Source organism: Prochlorococcus sp. MIT 1314 (genome assembly GCF_034093315.1).
GTDB lineage: Bacteria > Cyanobacteriota > Cyanobacteriia > PCC-6307 > Cyanobiaceae > Prochlorococcus_A > Prochlorococcus_A marinus_Y.
The window spans coordinates 899,196-922,824 of the sequence record NZ_CP139300.1; the positions used below are offsets into that span (position 1 = coordinate 899,196).

General features: G+C 33.1%; 22 protein-coding genes. 7 read left to right on the forward strand and 15 right to left on the reverse strand.

Annotated features, from left to right (window positions below; all coding sequences use genetic code 11):
• Positions 1–118: 118 nt before the first annotated feature.
• From SOI86_RS05285 to bioA, 5 genes are read left to right on the forward strand one after another with little or no spacing between them, the layout of a single operon-like run.
• A complete protein-coding gene (locus tag SOI86_RS05285) occupies positions 119–1,258 on the forward strand; it encodes an 8-amino-7-oxononanoate synthase (RefSeq protein WP_320680818.1) in 1,140 nt (379 codons plus the stop codon).
• A complete protein-coding gene (locus SOI86_RS05290; protein ID WP_320680819.1) occupies positions 1,255–1,959 on the forward strand; it encodes a hypothetical protein in 705 nt (234 codons plus the stop codon). Before SOI86_RS05285 ends, SOI86_RS05290 begins: the two co-directional genes overlap by 4 nt.
• Positions 1,952–2,722 carry a methyltransferase domain-containing protein gene (locus SOI86_RS05295; protein ID WP_320680820.1) on the forward strand — a complete coding sequence of 257 codons (771 nt, stop codon included), beginning with the start codon at positions 1,952–1,954 and terminating at the stop codon, positions 2,720–2,722. Before SOI86_RS05290 ends, SOI86_RS05295 begins: the two co-directional genes overlap by 8 nt.
• A complete protein-coding gene (gene bioD / locus SOI86_RS05300; RefSeq protein WP_320680821.1) occupies positions 2,719–3,384 on the forward strand; it encodes a dethiobiotin synthase in 666 nt (221 codons plus the stop codon). Before SOI86_RS05295 ends, bioD begins: the two co-directional genes overlap by 4 nt.
• Positions 3,385–4,686: an adenosylmethionine--8-amino-7-oxononanoate transaminase gene (bioA, locus tag SOI86_RS05305; protein WP_320680822.1), complete on the forward strand. Its 1,302-nt coding sequence runs from the start codon at positions 3,385–3,387 to the stop codon at positions 4,684–4,686. It abuts the gene before it with no gap.
• Positions 4,687–4,694: 8 nt separating this feature from the next.
• Here the strand turns inward: bioA and SOI86_RS05310 are convergent, their stop codons facing one another.
• Together SOI86_RS05310 and SOI86_RS05315 are read right to left on the reverse strand one after the other, a co-directional pair.
• The gene (locus tag SOI86_RS05310; protein ID WP_320680823.1) at positions 4,695–4,952 is read right to left on the reverse strand and encodes a DUF3143 domain-containing protein; all 258 of its coding nucleotides are present in this window, start codon (positions 4,950–4,952) and stop codon (positions 4,695–4,697) included.
• A 16-nt stretch (positions 4,953–4,968) separates the two neighbouring features.
• Positions 4,969–5,409, reverse strand: coding sequence for a J domain-containing protein (locus tag SOI86_RS05315; RefSeq protein ID WP_320680824.1), 441 nt, complete (start codon positions 5,407–5,409; stop codon positions 4,969–4,971).
• Positions 5,410–5,498: 89 nt separating this feature from the next.
• Between SOI86_RS05315 and rsmG the strand changes: the two genes are divergently transcribed.
• Positions 5,499–6,212, forward strand: a complete 714-nt coding sequence (gene rsmG / locus SOI86_RS05320; RefSeq protein WP_320680825.1) for a 16S rRNA (guanine(527)-N(7))-methyltransferase RsmG — start codon at positions 5,499–5,501, stop codon at positions 6,210–6,212.
• 2 nt (positions 6,213–6,214) lie between these two features.
• Here the strand turns inward: rsmG and SOI86_RS05325 are convergent, their stop codons facing one another.
• From SOI86_RS05325 to rpsT, 12 genes are all read right to left on the reverse strand, one after another.
• Positions 6,215–7,408: an aldo/keto reductase gene (locus SOI86_RS05325; RefSeq protein WP_320680826.1), complete on the reverse strand. Its 1,194-nt coding sequence runs from the start codon at positions 7,406–7,408 to the stop codon at positions 6,215–6,217.
• A 9-nt stretch (positions 7,409–7,417) separates the two neighbouring features.
• The gene (locus SOI86_RS05330) at positions 7,418–7,777 is read right to left on the reverse strand and encodes a ferredoxin (RefSeq protein WP_320680827.1); all 360 of its coding nucleotides are present in this window, start codon (positions 7,775–7,777) and stop codon (positions 7,418–7,420) included.
• A gap of 9 nt (positions 7,778–7,786) precedes the next feature.
• Positions 7,787–8,179 carry a DUF1257 domain-containing protein gene (locus SOI86_RS05335; RefSeq protein ID WP_320680828.1) on the reverse strand — a complete coding sequence of 131 codons (393 nt, stop codon included), beginning with the start codon at positions 8,177–8,179 and terminating at the stop codon, positions 7,787–7,789.
• Positions 8,166–8,381 (reverse strand): DUF2997 domain-containing protein, encoded by a 216-nt coding sequence (locus tag SOI86_RS05340; RefSeq protein WP_320680829.1) that lies wholly within the window; start codon positions 8,379–8,381, stop codon positions 8,166–8,168. The genes SOI86_RS05335 and SOI86_RS05340 overlap by 14 nt, the downstream gene beginning before the upstream one ends.
• Positions 8,382–8,530: 149 nt before the next feature.
• The gene (locus tag SOI86_RS05345; protein ID WP_320680830.1) at positions 8,531–9,298 is read right to left on the reverse strand and encodes a HEAT repeat domain-containing protein; all 768 of its coding nucleotides are present in this window, start codon (positions 9,296–9,298) and stop codon (positions 8,531–8,533) included.
• Positions 9,299–9,513: 215 nt separating this feature from the next.
• On the reverse strand, positions 9,514–10,557 hold the full coding sequence (gene rlmN, locus SOI86_RS05350) for a 23S rRNA (adenine(2503)-C(2))-methyltransferase RlmN (RefSeq protein ID WP_320680831.1): 1,044 nt from the start codon (positions 10,555–10,557) through the stop codon (positions 9,514–9,516).
• A gap of 31 nt (positions 10,558–10,588) precedes the next feature.
• Positions 10,589–10,741, reverse strand: a complete 153-nt coding sequence (locus tag SOI86_RS05355; protein WP_320680832.1) for a high light inducible protein — start codon at positions 10,739–10,741, stop codon at positions 10,589–10,591.
• Between the two features lie 54 nt (positions 10,742–10,795).
• The gene (locus tag SOI86_RS05360) at positions 10,796–14,896 is read right to left on the reverse strand and encodes a DNA-directed RNA polymerase subunit beta' (protein WP_320680833.1); all 4,101 of its coding nucleotides are present in this window, start codon (positions 14,894–14,896) and stop codon (positions 10,796–10,798) included.
• 34 nt (positions 14,897–14,930) lie between these two features.
• Positions 14,931–16,835 carry a DNA-directed RNA polymerase subunit gamma gene (locus SOI86_RS05365; protein WP_320680834.1) on the reverse strand — a complete coding sequence of 635 codons (1,905 nt, stop codon included), beginning with the start codon at positions 16,833–16,835 and terminating at the stop codon, positions 14,931–14,933.
• Positions 16,836–16,874: 39 nt separating this feature from the next.
• Entirely contained in the window at positions 16,875–20,168 is a 3,294-nt protein-coding gene (gene rpoB / locus SOI86_RS05370; protein ID WP_320680835.1) for a DNA-directed RNA polymerase subunit beta, read from the reverse strand.
• Between the two features lie 225 nt (positions 20,169–20,393).
• Complete coding sequence (locus SOI86_RS05375; protein ID WP_320680836.1) at positions 20,394–21,188, reverse strand: TatD family hydrolase; 795 nt, start codon at positions 21,186–21,188, stop codon at positions 20,394–20,396.
• Positions 21,189–21,202: 14 nt separating this feature from the next.
• A complete protein-coding gene (gene rpsT, locus SOI86_RS05380) occupies positions 21,203–21,496 on the reverse strand; it encodes a 30S ribosomal protein S20 (RefSeq protein WP_320680837.1) in 294 nt (97 codons plus the stop codon).
• Between the two features lie 124 nt (positions 21,497–21,620).
• Here rpsT and hisD point away from each other — a divergent pair, with 124 nt between their 5' ends.
• Entirely contained in the window at positions 21,621–22,928 is a 1,308-nt protein-coding gene (hisD, locus tag SOI86_RS05385; protein ID WP_320680838.1) for a histidinol dehydrogenase, read from the forward strand.
• Here the strand turns inward: hisD and rpiA are convergent.
• Entirely contained in the window at positions 22,907–23,617 is a 711-nt protein-coding gene (gene rpiA / locus SOI86_RS05390; protein ID WP_414477935.1) for a ribose-5-phosphate isomerase RpiA, read from the reverse strand. The two genes, hisD and rpiA, sit on opposite strands and share 22 nt — an antisense overlap.
• Positions 23,618–23,629 lie beyond the last annotated feature (12 nt).

A 23,629-nucleotide genomic window follows, 5' to 3' on the forward strand; every position in this document is an offset into this window, starting at 1 on the left:
TGAGTTAACTTCTTAATATATGATCTATATAGATATTAATAAACAAAAAATACCTTGCAAACTTTAATAGTAAATCTAAATCTTTTTAATTAAATCCACTATATTTTATTTTGCCAAGATGAAAAAAATAAAAATTCCAAAAAATAGAATCCGTAAATTAAAAACATTTTCTTTAGGTAAAAAATCATTCGAACTTCTAAGTTTAAATTCGCAAAATAAAAAACTTATAGACTTATGCAGTAATGATTATTTTGGATTAAGTAGGGACAAGGATTTAATAAAAGCTGCTTACGAAATAAGCATGTTAGAAGGTATTGGTTCAGGAAGCTCTAGGTTTATTACAGGTTCAAGGCCAATACATAAATTATTAGAAACTGAACTTGCCAAGTGGCTTGATCAAGAGAAAGTATTACTTTTCCCAAGCGGATTTCAAGCAAATATAGCCGCTATCCAGGCTTTATCAAACAGAAATAGTATCGTAATAGCAGATAAATTGATCCATAACTCTTTATTGGTTGGAGTTAAAGCTGCTCAAGCAAAACTGGTTCGATTTTCTCACAATAATTTAAAAGATTTAGAAGAAAAAATTATTAAATCTAAACCAACAAAAAATTCCATTTTAGTTGTTGTCGAATCTCTTTATAGCATGGAAGGATCAATTGCTCCGCTGAGAGGAATAACGGAAATTTGCAAAAGAAATAGTGTTCAATTATTAGTTGACGAAGCCCATGCAATTGGCATCTTGGGCCCTGAAGGGAGGGGTTTAAGTTTTAATTGCCGTTCAGATATAACTATGATTACTGGAACTTTTGGAAAAGCATTTGGAAGCGGTGGAGCTTTCATAGCTGCTAATTCAGAAATTGGTGAATATCTTATCCAAACAAGTGGTGCGTTTAGGTACACAACCGCTCTGGCGCCATCTTTAGCTGCTGGAGCGCTAGAAGGTTTAAAAAGAATTTTAGAAAATAAAGAATGGGGTAATGATCTGTTATCATCTGCGAAGATATGGAAAGATGAAATTATTAAAAATTTTAGTTTTCCAGTTCAGGGAGATTCTCACATTTTATCAATTATTGTTGGCCAAGAAGAGAAGGCAATTGATCTACAAAAATATCTCGAAGAAAATGGTTTTTTAGCCATTGCGATAAGACCGCCAACTGTTCCAGAGGGGCAATCAAGAATCAGAATAACAATACGAAGAAACTTAGATTTTAATCTGCTAAAGGATTTCATTGCAGTATTAAAAGAGTTTAAATGAAACAAATTATTACTCAACATGGTTGGGGACTAAATAAATATTTCTGGGATGATTATAAAGTTGATTTTTTAGATAATAATTGGCATTGGCAAGATAATGAAAGGGGCTATTTTTCAACAAATAATTATCAAGCAAAATGGATAGAAAGCGAATCTAAAAAAGGAATCAGAATGACTTTATGCCATTCATTTGGTTTTCATTTAATGCAAAGAACAATTTTAAAAGAAGCTACTCATATTGTTCTTATCAATTCTTTTAATAATTTTCTTCCTTTAAGTAATAAGAGAAACTTTATTTTGAGGTCTCTAAAACGAATGGAAACAAAAATCATAAAAGATGAACCTAAGGATATGTTGAAAGAATTTATACATAGATCTTTTATGCCAAATCATATGAATAATAGTTTTAAAAATATCTTTTATAAAAGTTTAGAGAGTTTAAATAAAACTCTTCTTTTAAGTGATTTAAGACAACTTTACATCAACAGAGATTTTCCAGTATTTTTAGGAAAAGATTGCAAAATTATTTTTATAAAATCAGAAAATGATTTGATTCTTGACAACGAATCAAATAATAACTTTTTAGATTCCTTAAATAAAAAACTGAATAGGAAGCCAATTTTAATTAAATTATCTCAACAAGGTCATTGCCTGAATAATTTAAATTTATACGAGATCTTACTTAATACACTTAATGATTGAAATGGATAGTGAAAAGTGGAATGAGAAAATAAAAAATAATTTCAATTTTGCTGCATATCGGTATTTAGATCATTCAAATATTCAGAAATTTTTTGCAAAAAAGATTGTTCAATTTATCAAAGAATTAAATCCCCAAAAAAAAGGTGAATGGATAGATCTAGGATCAGGACCAGGACTATTAGCAGATGAAATAGAAAAAATTTTTTCTTCCCAAAAAGTAACCAGAATTGATTTCAGCAAGAAAATGCTTCTTGAGAATAAATTATCTAGAAAAAAAATTTTATGGGATTTGAATAATGATTTACCTCCTGAAATAAATAACTGTTCTCTATTAACATCTAACTTTTGCATACATTGGTTAAACAACCCAGAAAAGATAATAAAAAATTGGTTTAGCAAATTAACACCTGGAGGGTTTTTAATCATTTCATATCCAACAAAAGATTGTTTTCCTGAATGGAAAGATACTTGTAAAAAAATTAATATTGAATATAGTGGTCTTAATTTCCTTTGCTCTAAAGAATTATTAAAAGATTTCAAATCTACTGAAATACATTATTCAAAACAGTTTAATTATCTTGAAAATTTTAAAGATGTATATAAGCTTTTCAGAAGTATTAAAAATGTAGGAGCACAATCAACAAATTGTAAACGCAAAACAGTGAAAGAGTTAAAAGATATTCAAAAGTTTTGGCCAAAGAATTACAATAATACAGTGAACCTTTCATGGGCAATTGATATTCAAATTATAAAGAAATTATGATTAGTCACAATAATATTTTCAAATTTATAATTTGTGGAACAGATACTGATATTGGGAAAACTTTAATAAGCTCTTTTTTCGTTAAAGGATTAAATTCCTTTTATTGGAAGCCTATCCAAAGTGGTATTGAATCGCAAACTGATAGTCAAACTGTTGAAAAACTTGCACAAGTAAGTAAAGAGAAAATCATTAAAGAAGCTTATGTCTTTACAAAACCTCTATCTCCTCATTGGGCCGCTGAAATAGATCAAAAAACTATTAACTTTGACAAGTTGAGATTGCCAAAAGTGCAAGACTCATTAATTGTAGAAACTGCAGGTGGATTAATGGTTCCAATAACACGCAATTTTTTGCAAATAGATCAAATAAAACAATGGAAGCTTCCGGTAATACTTGTATGTAAGAGCTCACTTGGAACTCTTAACCATACCCTGCTTAGTATTGAAGCATTAAAACGAAGAAATATTGAGATTTTAGGTTTAGTAATCAATGGCGAAAAACACCTAGATAATCCAAAAACTCTAGTTGATTTTAGTGGTATTCCGTTAATTGCTGAATTTCCTTACATCAAAAAAATGGACTCAAATAATTTAGATATACTATGGAAAGAATTAGACATCAAGAATAAGTTGATCTCACTTTTAAACTCAAAAATAAGTTAAATGAAATCTTTGGATTCAAAAACTCCAAATCAAGATTGGCACCCAAATATTTGGCCACCTTTTACACAAATCAATAACAGCAAACCGCAAATAGAAGTAACTCATGGTAAAGATGCACTCCTATTTACTAAAGATCCTAAAAAAGAGCTAATAGATGGTATTAGTAGTTGGTGGGTAACTCTTCATGGTCATAGTAACGAATATATTGCGGATGCCATTTTCGATCAATCAAAAAAACTTGAGCAAGTTATATTTGCTGATTTCTTACATCCACAGGCAAAAAAATTGGCGGAAAGACTTAGTGAATTAACAAAACTAGAAAGATTATTCTTTTCTGATAACGGTTCTACTGCAGTGGAAGTCGCTTTAAAAATTGCCTTCCAATCATGGCAAAATAGAGGAGAGACAAGAACTCAAATAGTAGCTTTTGATGGCGCCTATCATGGAGATACATTTGGAGCAATGGCTTTAGGTGAAAGAAATATTTTTAATGAGAATTTTGATAATCTTATGTTCCCAGTTAGGAGAGTCCCCTGGCCTTCAACTTGGATGAACGATGAAGAAGTAGCAAATAAAGAAAATGAGGCGATCCAAAAATTAGAAGCTCTTCTTAAAACTCCCACAGTTGCAGTAATCCTTGAGCCACTTGTTCAAGGAGCAGGAGGAATGAATATGGTTAGGCCTCAGTTTATAAAAAAAGTTTCAGAAATTATAAAAAATAATAATTCTTTGTTAATTGCCGATGAAGTTTTGACTGGGTTTGGAAGATGTGGAAGTCTTTTTGCGTTTCAAAAGGCAAAAATCGTTCCTGATTTAATAAGTATTTCAAAAGGCTTAACTGGTGGATTCTTACCGATGGGAATAACTTTATGTAAAGAAAAAATTTTTCAATCCTTTATTGATGATTCCCCAAGAAAAACTTTTTGGCATGGACATAGTTTTACTGCTAATCCTTTAGGTTGTGCTGCGGCAAATGCTAGCCTTGATTTATTAGAAAAAGAACCACACAAATACCTTTCATTTGAAGAAAGACATTTATCTCATTTAATTAAATTTAAAAACTTACCTTATATAAAAAAGATAAGGGTATCCGGCACAATCGCTGCTTTCGATTTAGAAATTGGCAACAAAAAAGGTTATTTTAATAATATTGGGAAAGAAATAAAGAGTCTTGCAATGGAGCAAGGTTTATTTATTAGGCCACTTGGGAATGTTATCTACCTCTTGCCGCCTCTCTGTATAACAGATGATCAATTAGAAAAAAGTTACTGGATAATAAGGCAAATCTTATACAATCTATAGATAGAAATTTAAGGTCCCTGCAGTATTGCATTTTCCACATCTTCTCTATTAATGCAATAAGAAAATAGTCTTTTAGTTTCATGTCCTTTACTTTCCCAGATGACACTTAAATCTTCTTGTTCAAATATAATAGTTGCATTCCAATTAGAAAGTAACAGGTGCCATTTAGATGGATTATTAATATCTTTCACAGCGCCTAAATCAGTTAGCCACAATTCTAATGATTGTAGTGAATATTGGTTAATAGGTTTTGTAGGAAGATTCACAGACTTTTTTAAAGTATTATTTTACTAACCAGATAGGTATTGTATCTAATTCTTTGCCAGTAAAAGAGGCAATAAAAATTGAACAAATTAAACTTATAGAAATGATAATAAATAAAAGAAATAACGAAAACAATTCCCCATTTGAAAAAGGTCTTCTGTTCCCAACTAAATTGTGAGTATTTGAATCGATTATTAAATTATTTAAAACTTTAGTATTATTTTTAATCCTAGATTTTTCCTTTAGTTTGTCATCATATATTTTCCTCAAATTACTATTATTCAAATTTTCATAAGCTTCCAAAACTTCTTGAAATTTACTTTTAGCGTCGTCTATTTCTAAAGAAGTTGTATCAGGATGCAGTTCAATGGAAAGTTTGCAAAAAGCCTTTCTTAATTCATGATTTGAGGCATTTTCATCTACACCTAAAATTTTGTAATAAGAAATTTCCCCTTTCAAAATAATCTTTTATTAATAATGTAATTCTAATAAATTTTAACTAAATAGAATATATTTAATGAACGGTAAAAATTTATATTTTTAACGAAATGAAAAAACAAAACATTCCCGATGAAATTTTTGCCTTAATAACTGAAGAAGAAATAAATATTTTTCAAGAGTTACAAATTAAAATTAAAGAATTAAATAATAAAACCAATCTCACTAGATTAGTTGATGGGAATGATTATTGGGTATCTCAAGTTTTTGACAGCATTTGGCCATTTAAAGCTTTCCCGAATATTAATTTTAACAATAAAAAATTTTTAGATATTGGATCAGGCTGTGGCTTCCCAGGTTTAGCTTATGCCATAATTCACCCTAATTCAGAGATATACCTCATTGATTCTTCAAACAAGAAAACAAATGCATTAAAAATCTTAATCAAAGAGATCAATCTCAAAAACAATATTCATGTAATCAATGATCGTATTGAAAACTTAGCTCATCAATCTTCAATGAGAAATAGTTTCAATATAGCTACCACTAGAGCGGTGAGTAATCCTTCAACAGTTTCAGAATATATTCTACCAATGCTAAAAAAAGAGGGTTTAGGGGTTTTATATTGTGGGAAATGGACTGATGAAGAAAGTAAAAATCTAGATAAAACTTTAAAAATATTAGAAGGAAAATTTAAAGAGAAAAAGAAGATTTTGTTACCAAGAAGTAAAGGTACCAGAAATATTATTCTTATTCAACCAAAAAATATTTGCCCTAAAATCTACCCAAGAAAAGTTGGTAAACCTGAGAAAGATCCATTATAAAATTATTTTTTTGATAATCTTTCAGCAACGTTATCCCCAAACTTTTCTTTTAAAGTTCTCAATTTTTTTATAACTTTTTTTGGATTTATATGACCTTCTAATACTTTCAATAATTGTCCTTCAGAAACATCCACATCGAGTAAATTGGCGTTAGATCCTGGGAACCAGTGACTTCCATTACCAAGCAATTGATATCTAGCTTTTGCAAACCCTTCCATATCCAACCAATCAATTAAATTTGAAAGCCAAAGCAGAACGGGAATATTAATATTTCCTGGCGTATATTCCCAACTCGGCAAATTTCTATTCCAATTTTGATGCCAATCTAAACCCAAAGAATTAATTGATTCCTGCCTTAATCTGTTTATTATCTTCGGAACATACTTCTCAGAGTCTGATAACAAAGAGACAGCTTCTAAATGCAAATCAAAATCCGCCTCTTTTGCAATACCCACACTAAGAGTATGGACATTTTGATTTCTTAAGCAAAAAAGATCGTTAAAAACTATAGGATGAAGTGGCTTACAAAGTTCCAACATTTTGTCTGAGGGAGTATGAAGATGTCCCCCTTTATCAGTTGGACTTATTATAAAAACCCCAAGATCATACTTATTTGCCAAATTGATAACCTTTGTATTTTCTTGATTGATGAAATACCAGTGCAAATTTACATAATCAAAAAAGTTTGTTGATATAGCCTTCTCAATGAGTGAAGATTTTCCATGAGTGGAAAATCCAATAGAGCCAATTAAATTTTCTTTTTGTAAATTTCTTAAAGTGTCAATACAACCTCCATCTTTAACAGCATGATGTAAATGTTCATCTGTATTAATGCCATGTATTGCTAACAAATGAATTCTTTTAACTTTTAAATTTTCAATACTTGTCATAACATCTCTCTTAAAAGTTTCTGGATCACTATTTGGAGGGACCTTAGTTTGAATAATGTTTGGGATTGTTTTAGTATTTTGAAAACCCATTCCTAATTGCACCTCAGAAGTTCCATAATACTTAGCAGTTTCGACATGACTGAAGCCATATTTATTTGCCAAATTCAAAATATTTTCTACTTTATTTTGTTCTTTATATGAAATCTCAGAAAAATCTAATTGATCCCAACTTTTTTGAAATCTCATGCCACCCAAAGATAAAATAGGAATCTTTAAATTGGTTCGACCAAATCTCCGATATTCCATTTTTTGAAATTAATGCTTATTCATTCTTGGTGGTTTTCCAAATGATTGAAACATATCCCTATCTAAACTATTTTCCAAATCATCCAATTCTTCAAACTTTACCCAGTGAATACAATCAACAGGGCATGTGTCTATCGCTTCTTGTATGACCTCAGAACTATCTCCATCTTGTCTCACAGCTCTACTTCTACCATGAAATTCATCAACCACAAAAGTGTTGGAAGCTACATGTACACAATATTGACAGCCAATACATTTAGCTTCATCAACCCATACAGCTTTCTCTGCTAACTGACCACCTAATACAGGTTCCAAGCCTGTAATTTCAATATTTTCTTCTACATTTTCAAATGGATCGATAGAATCCATATTCTGGTATCAGCTATCCCACTTGGTTAAAACCAACTCGATAGAACCATCATTTTTGTTTTTTTGTTCCACAATTTGGTATCCATCTTCTTTTGTTTTGGAAATAATTGTTTCGTATGCATACATTTGAGTAATTTTAGAAATAAATCTTTCCACAGGGATCTCAAATTTCCATAAATCAAGGTCAGTAACTAATTCATAAGCATTTGAATTATTGTTCCATTTAAATCCCACTTTAGTATCACCTGGCAAATTCATGCTTATATCAACTGCTGTAAACTTGCCTTTGTAGCCTTTAACAAACTTTTCATCTTGATTAATTGGGTAACCAAGATTATTTAAAGCTGTAATTAATGGCTCTGATTCTTTGAGCTGAGTTTTAATTGTACTAAAATGTGACATTAGATTCCTTGTTTAATTGTTTTAAGTTTTCATTTTGATTAGAGACAAAAGCATCAGATGTTTTATTCTTAACTGTTACTTTACCGAGAGCATCTTCAAGATTTTTTGTAGCTTCATTGCATGAGTTACCTATAAATCCCTCAACAGTCTCTTCAACTCTACCGTCTTGATGAATTTTAAATCTCAATGTTTTTTGAGGCATTAAATTCAAGTACTAAGTACTTTTACTTTATATAGAATAACGAAAATTTTTTGTTTCAGTTGGTACAAGTTAATTAATTTTAATTTTTATATTGAATATCTGATAAATTTATCTTTAGTTAGCGTTCTATTAAAAGAAAATCAAGATATTTAATTATAAAAACCTTGCATCCCCATTGAATCCAAGGCAGTTTTTGCTTCTTCCATAACAGACGGCTCTTTATCAAAGAGTGCAATTTTAGTACATTCATCAATGAAACTTTCTTGGAATGAATTGTTTAATTTTTCGTACAATCTACACAATGACCAAATACAATTACTCCTTACTCCCGATTCATTATCTATTTTTAAACTTTCTAAAAGTTGTTCTGCTGCTAATTCAGCGTTTTCCAAAGAAACATTTCCAATTTCGGCTAAAGAGCTAGATGACCATAATCTAACTGCAGCTACATCATTCTTCAAAGCATTGATTAATGGCTCCAAAACAATTTGATTATCATAATTAGCTAAGCTCCATGCAGTCGCTCTTCTGACATAAGCATTATCATCAGTCTCTAAAAGGCTGACAAGTTTACGGACTGCGCTAGGACATGGATTACGACCTAAAGCATAAACAGCGCTCATTCTTTCAACAGGACAAGGTTGGTCAAGTAATGGTAACAAGAGGGGAAATGATCTTTGATCTCTATATTCACAAAATATTCTTAAACCTTGTATTCTTTCTTCTCTACTCCCTTTAAGCATTTTTAAAGCTTCATTGCATTCTTGAGTTATATTTAAACCTTTTGAAAAAGCATCCTCATCAATTTGTTCTAAAGGATCTATTTCAAGCTCTAAAGCCAATTCTCTAGCTAAGACATCAGGATCAATAGCTATTTCAGCTAAACTTTCTTTATTAGGATCCTTATTGTTTGTCATTTTAAAAACTAAAAATATTAATTCAGGGGAGCAGGTGACATCATATCTCCAGGCAACCAAATTCTTGCGCTAACTGCGAAAAAAGCAATCCCAAAAAGAGTGACTATAGCGAAAGGTAAAATTTTTGTCTTAATGAAACCCAATGAGTCAATATGAATTAAGTCAATAATAGCCTGTTTGAGAGACTTTTAAAAAATTATTTTCAGATAATATTATTAATTTCTTGCTTTTTGCCTTAACTGACCACATGCAGCATTTTTATCTAGACCTCTACTTTTTCGAAAACTAACAGCGATACCATTATTAAAAAGTCGAGATTGAAATAATTGAAGATTTTTTAAAGAGGCTCGTTTAAATTCAACTTCATCAATTTGGTTATACTGTATTAAATTTACGTGGCATTGAAAACCTTTTAGCAAATTACTCAATTCATTGGCGTGTTCTAATTTATCATTAACACCACTTAGCATTAAATATTCAAAACTTACCCTCCGACCAGTCTCTCTTACATATTGCCTACAGTCTTCAATTATATTTTTGATATTATAGTTTTTTGCACTTGGTATAATCATTTCTCTTATTTTTTGATTAGAAGCATGTAGGCTTATTGCCAAAGTAAATTGACAATTTCCCAAAATTTGGAAAGACTTTGCTGATAATTTTTTTATCATTTTTGGAATAGCAACAGTACTTACAGTTATCTTTCTCTGACTAATCTGAAAATCCTCATTTATGGATCTAATTGATAAGAGCAAGTCATCAATATTCAATAACGGCTCACCCATACCCATGAAAACAATATTAGTAACTTTTCTATTCATTTCATTTTCAATAAATAAAATTTGATCTAATATTTCACTTGTTTTTAAAGATCTCTTCAAACCCTCCTTACCAGTTGCACAAAATTTACAGTCCATAGGGCATCCAACTTGACTAGAAAGACATGCAGTAAGTCTTTTTTCAGTTGGTATGCCGACACATTCAATACTTTCATTGTCACCTGTAGACAGTAATAACTTTAGTGTGCCATCATTAGCTAAATTTTTTTCTTGAAAACTAAGTTCGCCAACTTTAAAACCATCATCCTTTAACTTTTTTCTAAAATCTAAAGGTAAGACTTCTATTTGATCAATATTTTTCTTCTTATTTCTATAGTTATAGATCCAGTTATAGATTTGGCGACCTCTAAAAGCGGACTGACCATAATCTAAAGCTACATTCTCTAAATCTTTAATACTACTTCCAAGAAGATTTTTCAAATTATTTTAGTCTTTAATTCAAAGAAAATTTTTACCATATCAGCAATCCATGTTTCAAGAAGAATTCTGAAAGAATAAGAGCAATAAATCCAATCATAGCCATTCTTCCATTAAGTCTTTCATTATAAAAATGGAATCCATAACGAGGTAATTTTCTTTTTGGGACAATCTCTGGCTTAATCATCACTTACACATTAAAGATTTCATTCTAGTCACTAAAAAGAATAATAGATAATATTTATTCATCAGACAGCAGACCCTCCTCTTGTAATCCCTCCAATGCGGCAGGATCTGGTAATTGATCTTCAGAAAATTGATTTTCAGCACTAGGTCTTGCAAATGCTGCAAAATTACTGGAAGAGGGATCAATACCATGTCGGTTTCGCGTAGTTTCCAGATCCTCATCACTAGGATCATCAAGTATTGCAGTAGAACTTACGGCGGGTGATTGTGGCATATCAACTGTATAATCAGGCCTTAAGTTCTGTGCTCTTCGATATCCGCCAGATTCCTCAGCAAGAATATCAGGATGAGGGCCAGCCTCTGAGGCTAATTCCTCGACAAACCCGCTAAACCCAGTACCTGCAGGTATTAGTCTACCAATAATAACATTTTCTTTTAAACCTCTTAACCAATCAGATTTACCTTCAATTGCAGCTTCTGTAAGAACCCTTGTAGTTTCTTGGAATGAAGCTGCTGAAATAAAGCTATCTGTATTGAGGGAAGCTTTAGTTATACCTAATAAAACTGGAGTAAACTCCGCAGGAGCTCCTCCTGTAATTGACATGGCTTGGTTTGTATCTTCCACTTGCCTCAATTCTATAAGTTCGCCAGGCAGGAGGGTAGTATCTCCAGCATCTTCTATGCGGACCTTACTCGTCATTTGTCTAACAATAACCTCAATATGCTTGTCATCGATCGCAACACCTTGAGACTTATAGACATTTTGGACTTCATTTACCATACTTCTTTGTAATTTAGATATTGATTCTCGAGCTGCCTCTATAAGAGGTTTTTGATCTTTCAAATCATTAAAATAACAATCTAATAATTCATGAGGATTAATTGGTCCATCAGTTAAAATTTCTCCACCTGTAACCTGTTGTCCATCACTAACCATTATATTTTTTCCAGGTAATAGTTGATATTCGTTAACTGAATCATCTTTTTCAATAACAGATAAGGATACTGATTCTTCATCATTACCTTGTTTAATCTGCACAATTCCAGTTTTTTTACATAAAATTGCAGAATCTCTAGGTCTCCTAGCTTCTAATAGCTCTTCAATTCGAGGCAATCCTTGAACAATATCTCCAGTTTTCTGCCTCTCAAAAACAAGTAATGCTAAACCATCGCCCCTAAGGACTAAATCTCCATCTTTAACATGTAAAACTGAATCAGGAGAAACCATATAAGGCCTTCCCAGTCTCAATGTTACCGAACTACTAGAAATTGCTTCGATTTCTCCGCAAGAAGTCGATTTTTCAGATTCACTAATAGAATCGCCATCAACTATACGATCACCTACTTTAACAGTTGCTTTATTAGTAATCTTCATTTCAATTTTATCTTCTTTTCTTTCAACAATTAACCTTCTTATGGGTTCACCTTCAATAACCTTTGGTAATTGGACTAATCCCTTTTCTTTACACAGAATTTGAGTAGTAGCTATCACATCTCCTGCTTTAACTTCTTGATTATTTTTAACTTGCAATTCTGTATGTGTAGAGCCATGACTGGAATCGGATATAGTATCTCTTCTTACAAGAATGGATTCTAATATTACTAAATTTAATCTATTGATTGAAGAATCATTTTTATCTTCAATCGACTCTACATCGATAGTCATTTGAGGAGTAGCATTAAAACTTTCAATACTTAAATGTGTTCTAAGCAATTCAACTCCTTCAACTGATTTTATCAATTCACCGTCTTTATATGTAAGTCTTTGGATAGCTTTTAAGCCTAAATGTGGACCTTTTTCCTGCTGAATATGAGATAATTCTGGTAATTCTGCTTGATCAGGAATAGTAAATTCTTCAACGGTTCTTAATAATAAACCTCGACATTTTGGGGTTTCTAATCTCTGAACGAATAGCATTTCTGTATTATCAATACCATCCAAAATCTTTTCGCCTGGATTTACTAGATTGCCTTCTTCTGTAAATCTTTTCAAAACTTCTTCATCATCACACTCATGGAAAGTTCCATTTCTTACCGTTATTTCACGGAGAATATCATTTTTCTGAGTGACTGTAACAATTCCTGATGTTTGACTGAAAATGTCTTTTACAACTTCTGTCCCAGCCTCAATCCATTTCATATCTTCAATCATTAAAAGAGATATATCCTTATTTATTTCATGTGTCTCTTGGGGAATCCAAAGCAATGTTCCCCCTTGACTTACTTCAAAACCATTTTTAGAGGATCTTGCTTTTTTTACACTTAATCCCGGTGAGTACTTTACTAAGCCGCCAGTTTTTGTACGGAACCTTTCATCCGTTAAATCTGCTATAACTTCACCATTACTAATTTTACTGCCAGGGGAAGTGTTCAAACGATAAGAGGTTCCATCGCTAGATTCCAAATTATATATTTGACCTGAGTGCGTAGATTCTTCAATTAATTTAAAATTGCTTAAAGACATTGAAGTAGTAACAATCTGAACTTCCCTTGAATCACCTATTGATTCTCTTAATCGAACTTGTCCGCCATACTCACTTGCTTGACTTGCCTCTGCTAAAACTGTTCCTTCATTAACAGCCTTCCCGGATGAGATAACAGGTCTTGCATTAGGTGGTAAATTATAAACATCTCCAGCTAAAACCCATAATCTGCCTAATCTCTGAGCTTTTAAAGTGATATTTCCCTGCCTATCTGTTACCTCCTTTGGTTGAATAACCTTGTCGTACCTAACTTGACCAGCCAAATCACAGATAACATCCTTTGTTGCTTTTTCAACACTTTTTTTCACTGCTCCAGCAATGATCTGAGCAACTGTAATATCAGATTTAATTTGTTCACCATCATCTACGAATAAAAGGGATCCACTCGAAACTTCAATTTTTTGAGCTTTATGAGAATTCTTTTCTTGAGGAACTATTTTTAATATGAAATCAACTTCTGCTTGTTTAGCTTCTACCCCATGAGGAGTTCTATAACCTCTAACCTTTGCTTTGGAACTGAATTCAACTTTACCTGAAACCTTTGATCTTACTACTCCACTTTCGGCAGTAGATACACCTCCAGTATGGAAAGTTCTCATTGTCAATTGAGTTCCTGGTTCTCCAATTGATTGAGCAGCAATAATTCCTACCGCTTCACCTAAGTCAACCAGATGATTATGTGCTAAAGCCCATCCATAACATCTCCGACACACCGATCTGTTAGCTTCGCATGTTAAAGGTGATCTTATTTTTACCTTTGTAATAGATGCCGTCTCAATTTTTTCTGAGAATGAAGGGTCTATTGCCGTATTTTGAGGAATAATTAAGTTATCTTCAGAATCTAGAATATCCTCAGCAGTGAGTCTGCCAAGAAGCCTTGCTCCAAATTTACCATCCTCAGCCTCAACAACTATTGATCGTTCTGTTCCGCAATCTTCTTCTCTAACAATTACATCTTGAGCGACATCAACTAATCTTCGAGTCAAATAGCCAGAATCCGCGGTTCTTAAGGCGGTATCTACCAAACCTTTCCTTGCTCCATAAGAAGAAATTACATATTCAGTAACAGTCAGTCCTTCTCTAAAGTTTGTTCTTATTGGCAGGTCAATAATTTCTCCTTGAGGATTAGCCATCAACCCTCTCATCCCTACAAGTTGTCTTACCTGAGACATATTACCCCTTGCTCCTGAATTAGCCATCATCCAAACTGAATTCAGAGGATCGTTTTGATTGAAATTGTTTTTAACGGCATCTACTAATCTCTCATTAGTTTCAGTCCAGGTATCAATAACTTTTGTGTGTCTCTCAACTTCTGTAATTTCACCAAGTCTATAGCATTCTTCAGTTGCAGTTATTTGTTGTTCAGCTTGTCCTATCAAATCTTGTTTGGCTTCAGGAACTTTTAGGTCATCTACTGAAATAGAAACAGCTGCTTGCGTAGCATATTTAAATCCTAAATCTTTTAAATTATCAGCCATGGCTGCTGTAATAGCGGTACCATGAGTTTTATAAGCCCAAGAGACTAAATTTTTTAATGCTTTCTTATCAACTACTTTATTCTTGAATGATGGCGGCGTTTTAGCTAAAGCAGGCATTGTAACTGGATTATTCTTTTTTAAGTTTTTAGTAGTTTTACGTACTCTGGAAGTTTTTTTAGGTTTAGATGATGTCATGATTTTTAATTGAATGAGAAAAAGTTTTTAAAGGTTACGTTTTAGATACAGAATCAATAATGGTATAGTTCATAACTACTCTTCCAACAGTTGTTAAAACAAATCTGCTTATTAAATTATTCTGGGAGTCAAATCTGTCTCTTCTTAAGTTCCAAATTTCTAATCTTGAGCCATCTTCTAAATCTTCAGTTTTTTGTGGATTACTCATTTCATCTTCATCTTCAACTTCTCCATTAAATCTAACCCATACCCATTCATGTAAGCTAAGTCTTTTATCTTCAAAAGCAAAAATTACATCTTCTAGTGAAGCAAAAGTACTATTGTTACTTCCAAACTCTGGTCTTTGATAATTAGGTTGCAAAGCAGTCAAATAATATGATCCCAAAACCATATCTTGTGATGGAGTGACAATTGGTTCCCCTGTTGCGGGAGATAGAATGTTATTACTAGCCAACATGAGCATGCGTGCCTCAGTTTGTGATTCTAACGCTAAAGGCACATGAACTGCCATTTGATCTCCATCAAAGTCAGCATTAAATGCAGGACATACTAAAGGATGAAGTTGTATTGCTCTACCTCCAACTAATTTTGGTTCGAAAGCTTGAATTCCTAACCTATGCAATGTAGGCGCTCTATTTAAAAGAATTGGGTGACCTTCAATAACTTCCTGAAGTACCTGCATAACTTCATCATCAGCTTTTTGTATTAATTTTTTTGCTGCTTTGATATTATTTACGATATTTTGACGTATTAACCTGTGAATTACAAAAGGTTGGAAGAGCTCGAGAGCCATTTCCTTTGGAAGACCACACTGATGCATTTTTAATTTAGGGCCTACAACTATTACAGATCTACCTGAATAGTCAACACGTTTACCGAGAAGATTCTGTCTAAATCTACCTTGTTTTCCTTCAATAATGTCGCTAAGTGACTTAAGAGCTCTATTGTTTGCTCCAACAACAGTCCTTCCCCTCCTTCCATTATCTATAAGAGCATCAACTGCCTCCTGAAGCATTCTTTTTTCATTTCTTACGATAATTTCAGGAGCCAAAATTTCTTGAAGCCTGGCTAGTCTATTATTTCTATTTATAACTCTTCTGTAAAGATCATTTAAATCGGAGGTTGCAAATCTACCACCATCAAGTTGAACCATAGGTCTAAGATCTGGAGGTATAACAGGAATTGCATCTAAGACCATCCATTCTGGTTTTGCGTTAGTTGCAATGAAATTATCAATAACTCTTATCCTTTTTATAAGTTTTGCTCTTTTTTGCCCCTTACTTCTTGTGATTTCTTCTCTGAGCTCCTCAGCAACTTGATTTAAATCAAGGTCCTCAAGTAGTTGCTTAAGAGCCTCAGCCCCAATACCCACGAAAGGCTCATTTTCAATTGTTGAATCTTCAGCATAGATTTCATCTTCAATTTCCAGCCATTCATCCTCAGTTAATAATTGCTTATATTTGAGTTCTTTATGATCCCCTGGGTCTAGGACAACATAACAATTAAAATAAACTATTTGTTCGACATCTCTAAGGGGAATATCAAGAAGAATTGCAACGTAACTAGGAATTCCTTTCAAATACCAAACATGGGAAACTGGTGCAGCAAGTTTTATATAACCCATCCTATGTCTTCTAACTCTACTTTCAGTTACCTCAACTCCACATCTTTCACAAACAATGCCTCTATGTCTAACTCTTTTATATTTACCGCAATGGCATTCCCAATCTTTAGAGGGTCCAAAAATCTTTTCACAAAACAAACCATCCATTTCTGGTTTAAGTGTCCTGTAATTAATAGTTTCAGGTTTCGTAACTTCACCTACCACTTGGCCATTGGGCAATGTCCTCTGTCCCCAATCCATTATTCTTTGTGGAGAAGCTATTGAAATTTTTACGTAATCAAAGTGATTTTCAGTTCTTAAGTTGCTGTTTGTCATTTTTGGGAAATTTAAGGTAAAAGTTTTTTTATGTAGTATTTAATCTTCCTCATATTCAGAGGTTCCTAATGATTCGTAGGTAGGCCTCGATGGAGTATTCCTTCTAGGGTTTATATCTTGCATTAAATCCACTTCTTTTCCTTCATCTGTATAAACCCCAATATCTAAACCTAAAGATTGTAATTCTCTCATAAGAACTTTAAATGACTCAGGCGTTCCAGGCCTAGGGATTGGTTTACCTTTTACTATTGCATTTAGAGCTTCATTTCTTCCCTGCATATCATCAGATTTAACTGTTAATAGTTCTTGAAGAGTATAGGCTGCTCCATAAGCTTCAAGAGCCCAAACTTCCATTTCTCCAAGCCTTTGTCCACCTTGCTGTGCTTTACCACCCAATGGCTGTTGTGTAACCAAAGAGTAAGGACCAGTTGACCTGGCATGAATTTTATCATCCACCAAATGAACTAACTTAAGGAAGTGAGAATATCCAACAGCAACTGGTTGATCAAAAGGTTCCCCTGTTCTACCATCTTTTAGTAATAACTTCCCAGGATCTTCAGGATTGTAAACCCATGCTTTACCTGGCTGTTTTGAAGCCTCCTCTAAAAATGCTTGAACAGTCTGATGTGATTTTTCAGCACCATACATTTCATCGAAAGGTACAACTTTAACCCTGCAATTTAAGTTCGAGGCTGCCCAGCCCATCAATAATTCAAAAACTTGACCAACATTCATCCTACTTGGAACTCCTAAAGGATTAAGGACTATATCTACAGGAGTTCCATCAGGTAAATAAGGCATGTCTTCTCTAGGTAGGATTCTGCTAATAATCCCTTTATTACCATGCCTTCCAGCCATTTTATCGCCTACTTGTATTTTCCTTCTCTGGGCCACATAAACTCTTACAACCATATTAGCCCCTGGAGGCAACTCATCACCTTGTTCTCTAGTGTAAATTCGAACATCCAAAACCCTTCCCTTTTCAGTTTTAGGGACCCTCAGGGAGTTGTCTCTAACATCTCGAGCCTTTTCACCAAAAATAGCTCTCAATAGTTTTTCTTCAGGTGGTTGGTCTGATTCGCCTTTTGGTGTAACTTTTCCTACGAGAATATCCCCACTCTCGACAAAAGCACCAATCCTGATAATTCCCATTTCATCAAGATTATTTAAACTTTCTTCAGAGATATTGGGAATCTCTCTTGTGATTTCTTCAGGTCCTAATTTTGTTTGTCTTGCCTCTATTTCATATTTTTCTATATGCACCGATGTATATAAATCATCAGTTACCATCCTCTCGCTCACAAGAATTGCATCTTCATAGTTGTAGCCCTCCCATGGCATATATGCAATTAAAACATTCTGGCCAAGTGCTATTTCCCCTCCTTCACATGCCGATCCATCCGCTAACACTTGCCCAGATATAACTTGATCTCCAATTTTTACGATAGGTCTTTGGTTTAGACAAGTATCTTGATTTGATCTTTGATATTTTTGAAGATAATGAAAATGTTCGTTACCATCCTCGTCCTTAACAACAATCTCATTAGCATCTACATAAGATACAGTTCCATTAACTTTTGTTATGGGAACCATTCCCGAATCTCTAGCAACTTGCATTTCTAAACCTGTTCCAACCAAAGGACGTTCAGGCCTGAGTAATGGAACTGCTTGGCGTTGCATATTCGATCCCATCAAAGCTCTATTTGCATCATCATGTTCTAAAAAAGGAATTAATGAAGTTGCAACTGAAATTACTTGAACAGGGGAAAGCTGAACATAATCAACTTGATGAGGAGGTACTTTTTCAAAATCTTGTCTGTATCTTACTGGGATTAGATTTGCAAGTATATTTCCATCCTTGTCAGTTGCTACATCTCCTGGAGCCACCCTGCACTCATCTTCTAGATCTGCAGAAAGATACATAGGATTACCTTCTTTATTTACTTTACCGTTCTTAACTTCCCAAAAAGGAGTTTCAATAAAACCATACTCATTTACTCTTGCATGTGTAGCTAAAGAATTTATCAGTCCAGCATTAGGACCTTCTGGAGTTTCAATGGGACATAATCTTCCATAATGTGAAGGATGAATATCTCTAACAGCAAAACCTGCTCTTTCTCTTGTTAACCCCCCAGGACCTAAGGCGGAGATTCTTCTCTTATGCGTTAATTCAGCCAGAGGATTAGTTTGATCCATGAATTGACTTAATTGACTGGAGCCAAAAAACTCCTTAATAGCAGCAACTAAAGGTTTAGGGTTAACTAGTTGAGCGGGAGTGAGAGAATCTGTTTCTCCAACAGTCATTCTTTCCTTAATAATCCTCTCTAAACGGTTAAGTCCAACTCTTACTTGGTTTTGAAGAAGTTCTCCTACAGATCTAACCCTTCGGTTACCAAGATGGTCAATATCATCCAAAGTCGCACCACCCACATCCAATTCTAGGTTAATTAAATAATCAATAGTTGAGAGAACATCTTCATGGGTAAGTGTTCTAATATCATCTGGGACAGTAAGCCTTAATTTTTTATTTATTTTATATCTACCAACTCGGCCTAAATCATATCTTTTTGGATCAAAAAATCTACTTTGTAGTAGCTGTTGTCCTCCAGACACAGAAGGTGGCTCTCCAGGACGTAACTTTTTATAAAGCTCAAGTAAGGCCTGATCTTCTGAATTAATACCTTCGTCATTAGCTGAATCAATAGAATTTTGATAAAACTCAGGATGTCTAAGTTTATCAATAACATCATTATCAGAAAGACCCATAGCTCTCATAAGAACATGAGCATTTATTTTTCTAGTTTTATCAACTCTTACATAAAGTAAATTGTTCTTGTCAGTCTCGAATTTTAACCATGCACCTCTATTGGGAATAACGCTCGCATTGTAAGTTCTTCGGCCATTTTTGTCCTGTTCATCTTTGAAATATACCCCTGGACTTCGAACAATTTGATTAACAATTACTCTTTCAGCCCCATTAATGATGAAAGTACCTCTTTCAGTCATTAATGGTAATTCACCAATAAATACTTCTTGTTCTTTAATTTCCCCTGTCTCTTTGTTAATTAATCTACAACTTACATACATTTGGGAAGCAAATGTTGCATCTCTTCTTTTTGCTTCCTCAACGTCATGTCTAGGTCTTTTTAACCTGTACTCTTCACCAATAAAATGTAATTCTAATTTACCTGTGTAATCAGAAATGGGAGAAAAGTTTTGCAATTCTTCTATTAAACCCTTTTCCAAAAACCATTTAAAGCTTGCTCTTTGTACTTCAACTAAATCTGGTAGATAAGTAGCTGTTTTTGCTACCTGTAAAGCGCTACTGCTCATCCAAGAAAACCTGCGATTATGTGAGATTTACTATTTACTTTAAATATACTCAATTTTATTTGTTTAACATTTCTTTTACTTTGAAATTAATCATTAAATCTGGATTTCAAAAGAAAATTGATTTAATAAAAAATTGAATTGAATGGTTAGAACCATTAATTTAGAAAGTTAAAACTAAAAATTAAGAAAAATTTCCAGTAATTCCTAATCCTAGCAGCTACTGTGTCAACTTAACAAGTCAAATTTAAACAAATTTTTAGCATTCTTAGATGACTCTGTGGCAACTGTAGTTAAGTCCGTAGATCTTAAATCTGCCATAAAATTTGCAACATTTTCAACAAATGCAGGTTCATTTCTTTTTCCCCTATGGGGAACAGGGGCTAAGAATGGTGAGTCAGTTTCAATTAAGTATTTATCATTAGGAACTATCTTCGCACATTCATGAATTTCATGAGCTTTTGGGAAAGTCACTATTCCACTAAAACTGATATAAAAACCAAGATCCAAGAATTGCTTCATTTCTTTTGGGCTTCCTGTCCAACAGTGAAGTACACCTGTAGGGCATTTTCCTTTTTTAGAAAGGTCTTTACATATCTTGATCATTTCATTTGCAGCATCTCTGCAATGGATAATCACAGGCAATTTAAGTTCGCAAGCTAACTCCATTTGTGGAATAAGAGCATCAATTTGCTGAGTTTTATTTTCACTTTTAAAAAAATCCAGGCCTAATTCACCAATAGCTACAACTTTTCTATCTTCTTGAGCTGAACTCCTTAAAAGAGATTTAGAACTTAGTTCCCATTTTCTTGCTTCTAGTGGATGCAAGCCTACTGAATAATAAATTTCATTAAATTCATTGGATATTTTTTTTAACTTAGGAATTTCTGTTAATTCACAGCAAGCATGAACTAATTTTTTCACACCTCTAGAACGCAATCTAATAACAACATCTTTAAGATCTTTATCGAAATTTTCAAATATTAAATGACAGTGCGAGTCTATGAGTTCAATATCGCTCATAATTATTATTTTTTTTACTTTGTGGTGAAAGTAGTTTTTACAAAATTGTTAATTTTTGATTTTTTATTGGCCCCGTTATTCTTATGTAGAACATTTTTTTTAACAGCTTTATCTATTAAACTAAAAGTTTTATTAAGACTTGTTTTAACCAAATTTTTATTATCTTCATTGGGATCTTTTTTATATTTTTCACAATTTTCTAAGGTTTTTTTAGTCAAAGTCCTAACTGTAGATTTGTATGATTTATTAATTAAACGATTTCTTTCGGCAATTTGTATTCTCTTTTTTGCTGATTTGTTATTAGCCACAGAGGGTATATAAATAGAAGATTATCATCATAACAAATAAATCGACATCTGATCAATCATATATAATTTCAATAGGTTACTAAATTAGGTCTTGGCCCTTTAAATTTGAAACAAAATTAAGAATATGAGGATCATAAATAATAAAAAAGAAGCTATCCGGGAATTAAAAAGAATTTCTTCTCGAACCAATTCAGAAAACAATAACAAGATAAATGAAATTGTCGACGAAATTCTTAAAGATGTAAAAAATTTTGGGGATAAAGCTGTAGAAAAATATACAAGAAAATTTGATGGGTTCGACCCTAACCCTATGCAAGTTAGCGCATATGACTTAAAGAATGCATGGAATGCAATTGATAGCAGTTTAAAGCGCTCACTTGAAGTCGCCCACAATAGAATTAAAAAATTCCATGAAAAGGAAATCCCATCATCTTTCACAATTGAAGGAGAATATGGTGATGTAGTCCAAAGGAGATGGAGACCAGTAAAAAATGCAGGTATTTATATTCCTGGAGGCAGAGCTGCTTATCCAAGTACCGTATTAATGAATGCAATACCTGCAACAGTAGCAGGAGTAGAAGAAATCATAATGGTATCTCCTGGAAATAAAGAAGGGGAAATAAACAAAACTGTTTTAGCGGCTGCTCACTTAGCAGGAATCAATAAAGTTTTTAGAATTGGAGGAGCTCAAGCAATTGGTGCTTTAGCATTTGGCACAAATCAAATCAATAAAGTTGATGTTATTTCAGGTCCAGGGAATATTTATGTAACTACTGCTAAAAAACTAATTTATGGCTCTACAGGAATTGATTCTTTAGCTGGTCCAAGTGAAATATTAATCATTGCAGATGAAACAGCTAAAAGCACTCATATAGCATCTGATCTACTAGCACAAGCAGAACATGATCCTTTGGCTTCTTCAATACTACTAACCACATCAAAGAACCAGGCAAAAGAAGTTTTAAAGGAAGTTTATAAAAAAATAGAAGATCATCCAAGAAAAGAAATTTGCTTGCAATCAATAAAAAATTGGGGATTAATAGTTATTTGCGAAAATAATGAATCATGTATTGAACTAAGCAATAATTTTGCTCCAGAACACTTAGAAATTTTAGCTTTCGATTCAAATAAGATTCTTGAAGGCATAGAGAATGCAGGGGCAATATTTTTAGGGAAATGGACCCCGGAGGCTGTTGGTGATTATCTAGCCGGACCAAATCACACTTTACCTACATCAGGAAATTCTAGATTTAGCGGTTCTCTAGGAGTTGAAACTTTTATGAAAAATACCTCAATAATAGAATTTAATGAAGAAAGTTTAAAAGTCAACAGCCTTGATATTATTAATCTTGCTAAAAGCGAGGGTTTACATAGCCACGCCAACTCAGTACAAATAAGATTTGAAGATTATCAAACTTTTGAGGGAGCGTAAACAACTGGAGTACTGTTTTCAATTTTACCAACCAGTACTTTGTCTGCAAGATCAACAAATAATCCGTTTTCTAATACTCCTGGAATATTATTAATAGTCATTTCAATGTCTTTGGGATTCTTGATACCATCCTTAAACAAGACATCTAGAATTAGGTTGCCTTGGTCAGTAACAACTGGGCCAGCTTTTTTATTAGCCATTCTTAAAGTAGAGCTGCCATTCATTTCAGAAATAACTTCCTGAACTTGCTTCCACGCATTTGGCAGTACCTCTACAGGTAATGGGAAAGATTGATTTAAGTTTTGTACCAGTTTAGTTGAATCAACAACAATTAACAATTGATTAGCTTTAGATGCCACTAACTTTTCTCTAACATGGCATGCTCCTCCTCCTTTTATTAATTGAAATCTGGGATCAACTTCATCTGCTCCATCAATTGCTAAATCAATTCGAGAAACAGAAGCTAAATCTATAAGCGGGATATCGAGTTCTAACGCTAAAACTTCCGACTGAAAAGAAGTTGCAACACCTTTTATATTTTTCAATTTTCCAGAACGAATTTCATCAGCAAGACTTTTTATCATAAGTGCAGCTGTTGATCCAGATCCTAATCCGAGTATCATTTCACTTTTCACTTCCTTAATTGCCGCATCAGCAACTATTTGTTTCATTTGAGTTTGTGAATCCAAAATCTTTTTTTC

Bases quoted from the DNA above. Each gene is read 5' to 3' on its own strand.
- SOI86_RS05285 (WP_320680818.1), top strand. From the start codon at position 119: ATGAAAAAAATAAAAATTCCAAAAAATAGAATCCGTAAATTAAAAACA.
- SOI86_RS05290 (WP_320680819.1), top strand. From the start codon at position 1,255: ATGAAACAAATTATTACTCAACATGGTTGGGGACTAAATAAATATTTC.
- SOI86_RS05295 (WP_320680820.1), top strand. From the start codon at position 1,952: ATGATTGAAATGGATAGTGAAAAGTGGAATGAGAAAATAAAAAATAAT.
- bioD (WP_320680821.1), top strand. From the start codon at position 2,719: ATGATTAGTCACAATAATATTTTCAAATTTATAATTTGTGGAACAGAT.
- bioA (WP_320680822.1), top strand. From the start codon at position 3,385: ATGAAATCTTTGGATTCAAAAACTCCAAATCAAGATTGGCACCCAAAT.
- rsmG (WP_320680825.1), top strand. From the start codon at position 5,499: ATGAAAAAACAAAACATTCCCGATGAAATTTTTGCCTTAATAACTGAA.
- SOI86_RS05325 (WP_320680826.1), bottom strand. From the start codon at position 7,408: ATGGAATATCGGAGATTTGGTCGAACCAATTTAAAGATTCCTATTTTA.
- SOI86_RS05330 (WP_320680827.1), bottom strand. From the start codon at position 7,777: ATGGATTCTATCGATCCATTTGAAAATGTAGAAGAAAATATTGAAATT.
- SOI86_RS05335 (WP_320680828.1), bottom strand. From the start codon at position 8,179: ATGTCACATTTTAGTACAATTAAAACTCAGCTCAAAGAATCAGAGCCA.
- SOI86_RS05340 (WP_320680829.1), bottom strand. From the start codon at position 8,381: ATGCCTCAAAAAACATTGAGATTTAAAATTCATCAAGACGGTAGAGTT.
- SOI86_RS05345 (WP_320680830.1), bottom strand. From the start codon at position 9,298: ATGACAAACAATAAGGATCCTAATAAAGAAAGTTTAGCTGAAATAGCT.
- SOI86_RS05355 (WP_320680832.1), bottom strand. From the start codon at position 10,741: ATGATTAAGCCAGAGATTGTCCCAAAAAGAAAATTACCTCGTTATGGA.
- SOI86_RS05360 (WP_320680833.1), bottom strand. From the start codon at position 14,896: ATGACATCATCTAAACCTAAAAAAACTTCCAGAGTACGTAAAACTACT.
- SOI86_RS05365 (WP_320680834.1), bottom strand. From the start codon at position 16,835: ATGACAAACAGCAACTTAAGAACTGAAAATCACTTTGATTACGTAAAA.
- rpoB (WP_320680835.1), bottom strand. From the start codon at position 20,168: ATGAGCAGTAGCGCTTTACAGGTAGCAAAAACAGCTACTTATCTACCA.
- SOI86_RS05375 (WP_320680836.1), bottom strand. From the start codon at position 21,188: ATGAGCGATATTGAACTCATAGACTCGCACTGTCATTTAATATTTGAA.
- hisD (WP_320680838.1), top strand. From the start codon at position 21,621: ATGAGGATCATAAATAATAAAAAAGAAGCTATCCGGGAATTAAAAAGA.